The 4,388-nt window shown below is 42.3% G+C and carries 4 protein-coding genes and 1 pseudogene; all 5 read right to left on the bottom strand.

The window, feature by feature from the left end; all coding sequences use genetic code 11:
- On the bottom strand, positions 1 to 305 hold a 305-nt coding region (locus H6G97_RS46350; RefSeq protein WP_190947137.1), incomplete at its 3' end, for a DUF2721 domain-containing protein.
- Positions 306 to 400: 95 nt separating this feature from the next.
- Positions 401 to 685, bottom strand: a complete 285-nt coding sequence (locus tag H6G97_RS46345; RefSeq protein ID WP_190947136.1) for a hypothetical protein — start codon at positions 683 to 685, stop codon at positions 401 to 403.
- Between the two features lie 194 nt (positions 686 to 879).
- Positions 880 to 1,077, bottom strand: coding sequence for a hypothetical protein (locus tag H6G97_RS46340; protein ID WP_190947135.1), 198 nt, complete (start codon positions 1,075 to 1,077; stop codon positions 880 to 882).
- 20 nt (positions 1,078 to 1,097) lie between these two features.
- Positions 1,098 to 2,039, bottom strand: a complete 942-nt coding sequence (locus H6G97_RS46335; protein WP_190947134.1) for an NAD-dependent epimerase/dehydratase family protein — start codon at positions 2,037 to 2,039, stop codon at positions 1,098 to 1,100.
- 815 nt (positions 2,040 to 2,854) lie between these two features.
- Positions 2,855 to 3,989, bottom strand: a pseudogene (locus tag H6G97_RS46330) (ISAs1 family transposase).
- Positions 3,990 to 4,388 lie beyond the last annotated feature (399 nt).

Below are 4,388 nucleotides of genomic sequence, written 5' to 3'. Positions count from 1 at the left end.
AGTGCCATCTGTGATAGCCAACTGGCATTCGTGGCGACTGCTATGGCAATGACCAGCATATCCAGCATAAAGACTAGGATGGAAGTATAAGTAAGAACAAGAGCATCATGCACGAAATGATGGTGTTTCAGCAGATCCCTCAGCAGGGATTCAAGTTCTTGTAACCTCTGAGCTTTGTTTTGATTGTGAGCCAGATCGGACTCCTGCAAGTCGCTTAGTTCGTGGTTGACGATACGTAGGCGATCGCCAAGGGAACCGTACCGGACAATCAACCCATTTACCACGATGGCACAAGCCGTGATCATGACGACAGGCGCAATGATCAGGTCAATTGTCTTTGTCACTTCCTCAATTGAGGACATAATGCCACGCTCCCTTAGATAAGGCGTTAACCATATCTCTATTTGATTTCGGCGGGGTCGAATTCGATGACCCGTCCCGGATGGGCAGCCAGAAATACATCGTAGGAAGAACAATAGGCAATCGTGACATCATCAGCTTTGTTGTAAAGATGAACGACTGTGTTCGCTCCTCCAGGTTGAAGGGCAATAGGTTCCAGGTCGCCAAAAAAGAGGCGACGAATGGTATCATCGCTGCCCAATTCATCCCTTAATTTCCGTAACAGAGCCAGTTTCCCTTCCAGGGTTGGAGGGGTTGGATCAGCAGGATGCTTTGCTTGAGTCATAATTGTTCTCCAATGTTGTTGAAATTACTGGTCAAACTTTTTCATACCCAGACGCAGTTAAGTTGCGATGAAACCATGCTGCTCAGGCAAGTAACAGGTTTCCTTTTAACCAAGAGCCACGGTGGTGTGAACCTTGGAAGCCGCACCTTTACCGTCTAAATCACTGAATGTTGAAATGCTCTACTTTGTTTTGTTTAGACGCTACCGATGCGGTAGAACGGCATCCAGAGTAAACCGGCTGCAATAATGGGAGCTAATATCACCACAACACCTACAAACGAACCCTGAAGCAGAGAAAGGGAAGCTGGGATTTCGTTATGCGCGAAGCCGTGCAGTCCATGAACGATTACATGCATAACGACGATCCCTGTTCCATACTGAGCAATCTTCATCTTACTTTTCCTTTAACTTGTTAACTGGCATGAGCCGCAACGGTGTTAACCACCCATTCCAACGGTCGAGGCTGAAAATTTAGTTCGCGTTTTGCTTTGGCATTCGATGCGCCTCGCATCTGAGTTTGGTAGTAAACACTGTCCTTACCCCCCTCTAGTTTGAGAGCATCTTCAATGCATACTCGCGGCGGGGGTGGAGCATTCAGCGATCGAGCAAACGCAGGCAGCCAATCACGCACCGCTAAAGGCTGATCATCCACAATCAGATAAACACCCCTGTTGCCCTGCTCTGCGGCTGCAACTGTTGCAATCGCTGCATCCTTAATGTGTAACCATGACCAGACGCCATCTCCATTCCCGACGATCGGAAACTGTTGCTGCCGCACTTGTTGCGCTACATCACCATCAGGATTGAACCAAGTACCGGGTCCGTAGAAGAAACCATAGCGTAAGGCAATTCCTTCAAGATTGGATGTTTCCAATAAACGGTGTTCAATCTCAGTCATAAGGCGAGACTCTGCGGCAACAACGGGGGAAGCATCAAGCACTAGAGGCGTTTCCTCATCTGCCAATCCAGCACCGGGAATTCCCCAGAAGGCGACCGACTGTCTCAGGTAACGGCGCACCCCTACTGCCTGTGCTGCCGCCAGTACATTGGCTCCGCCTTCTAACCGAATGCGCGTATTCAGAGGCGCTGCTGCACTCATTGATTCGCGGCTGTAAGTTTTGGGTAAGGCGGTGAGTTGTTCAATCACCACCTCCGGTTGAGCGTGGGCGATCGCTGCTTTAACTGAATCTGCGTCGAATACATCTGCGATCGCCGATTCGATTCCCTGTGCCGCTAATGACTCTGCTCTTTCTTGGGAGCGGGTCAGCGCGACTACGTTGTGTCCTTTGGCAAGTAATTGGTCGAGTAGCGGGCGACCGATCGCTCCTGTTGCTCCGGCAACAAAAATCTTCATCTGTAAATTCTCCAAAACGTTATTGGCTAGTACGGCACTACATTGCGTTGGGAAGTGGTAGAGGGAATGATAAATAGCTCCTCTACTTCAATACCTTCGCCAATTTACGAGGCTGAGTTGATGTATTAACGTCCTGTTCTCAAAGGTTTGACAAAAATAATAAGTCATAAAAATTCCTTTAAGATTTCCCGTAAGTATTTTTTAATGTATTGCCCGGAGTATCAACCCAAATTTCTCACAAACAATAAAAAATCAATTCACATTGCTTGATGTAAGACATGTTTTGATACATTATCAATTGAAATTTATGATGGTAAACGAAGTAAGTGCAAAGTAGCAATTATCAAGCTAGAATAGTTACTAAGATTTTTGCTTATGCTGAGATTGAAACACTCTGTTCATAAAATTAAGCATCCAGCGTAAATCCCTGCTATGCCTAGCTTTTGGGTGTGGGGTGTTGGTCTGGGAAATTAAGAAGATGTTGAACTCCTTGACGTACTGGCATTCAAATTGTCTGAAACACAAACCTGCAACCCTACCCCCAACAAGATAGCCAAGCGCTAGGGGAAACGCACCTTATTTACTAATAAAATCTAAGAGAGATTTCAAAATGACATATATAATTGCAAAAATCGATGAGGTGATAAATAAAATGAATGAATTATCTCGGAAGTATATGATTTAGATTATCTGATGCTAAATCATTATTTATTGATACTAAAATTGCTCAAGGTTCGAGTTTATAAAAGTATGTTTATCTAGAGGAAAAGTGAAATTCTTCTTAAAGATTCAAATTTAATTTCTGGTATATTAGTTTATGTTAATGCTAAAACTCTTGCTAAATAATTGTTATCCAGCCCAGCGAGAAACTGTTTATTTTTTATTCCACGTTTAACGCGCTTCTCTTGACCTAAAAGGTTGACTGCAATATGTCTGAGAATTGCAAAGTTCTGTGGAGCATTATCTTTCCTAATTCGACAGTCATCTTCTTTCAAAGCGACATTTAATATCCAATGTAATGAATTCTCAATTCCCCAATGGCTGCGAATAGAATTACCCAACTGTTTAGCATTTGACTCAAGGCTACTGATAAAATAATGGGTTTCAACCGTTGTTTCACCATTTAATGAACGAATGGATTCTACCATCCCAACACTATTAAAGTTTGACCAAACTGAATCTGGGTTAAGCCGAGACTGAATTTGGGATAACATCACATATTGGCGGATTTCATGACGACCATGCCCTATTTCATCTGTTTTATATGTGCTATGTTCAATCCCCTCAAAACCTGTATTTATCCCTAAATGGAAGAGTTTTCCAACCTCATCATAAAGATTTCCTTGATTCTTTTTTAGCGTAATTACATAATCTGCATTTTGCTGCTTAATTAACTTTACAATTTCTTTTTGGCAACCCATTGCATCGATTGTCACAATACACCCAGATAAATCTAATACTTTTAACAACTCTGGAATTGCTGTAATTTCATTTGATTTTTCGTCTACCTTCACTTGTCCTAACACTTATCTATTTGTAGTTGCCCATGCACTGACTATTTGGATTGCACTTTGCTCACTACCTTTATCATAAGAACCGCGTAAAGTTTTACCATCAATTGCAATTACTTCTCCTGAAGTTATCTGATGTATTGATTTCATCCAATCCACAAAACATGACTGAAATTGTTGAGGATAAATTTTAAGCGAATACTCGTGCAAAAGTATCGTGTGACGGAATGCCATTCGGGAGTTCTAAAAATGTTTTTAACCATTCATACTTCGCACAACCATAAGTCTCGATTCCCACCCATCCATCTGCCCCACAAATCACCGCGCACACGGCAATAGTCATGATATCGATTAATTTGTGTCGTTTAGTACGATCTATGCGTGGATCTTCTATTACACCAAAGTGGTCAGCAATCGTGATTTTGGGCTTGAGCTTCATTGAACTATAATCTGGTTCTTCTTATTTAACGCAAAGAATGAATTTACTACAAAAACGAACCCGTATTACTTGGCAGCCGACGGCTGCCACAAACTTACCTCCTTACAACGATTATCATTCTTATTCAATTTTCTACCTAATTCTCTGAAAGTCTTGTGTGGTGTAGTGTTAGGGAATTCCACCTTGATTATCGATTTTTAATATTTAGATGCGTTCGCCCTAAGCCAAGCGCGAGATTTCACCTTTTCAAGCGTGCCATTCCCTAAAGTGGGGAAGGCTTAACTCAATGACACGAATTTGTCTCAACGTAATTTAATTGGTAACAGTAGAATAGTTAACGCACTGAAGTACCGTTGAGCATTGAGATAAATGAATTCGCAAAATGAACTCCTAAAACAG

Origin of the sequence: Nostoc flagelliforme FACHB-838, from assembly GCF_014698065.1 — a bacterium.
GTDB classification, from domain to species: Bacteria; Cyanobacteriota; Cyanobacteriia; order Cyanobacteriales; family Nostocaceae; genus Nostoc; species Nostoc flagelliforme_B.
This window is presented reverse-complemented; position numbering and strand designations above follow the sequence as displayed.

Coding starts and splice junctions, on each gene's coding strand:
- H6G97_RS46345 (WP_190947136.1), bottom strand. CDS start 685: ATGACTCAAGCAAAGCATCCTGCTGATCCAACCCCTCCAACCCTGGAA.
- H6G97_RS46335 (WP_190947134.1), bottom strand. CDS start 2,039: ATGAAGATTTTTGTTGCCGGAGCAACAGGAGCGATCGGTCGCCCGCTA.
- H6G97_RS46340 (WP_190947135.1), bottom strand. CDS start 1,077: ATGAAGATTGCTCAGTATGGAACAGGGATCGTCGTTATGCATGTAATC.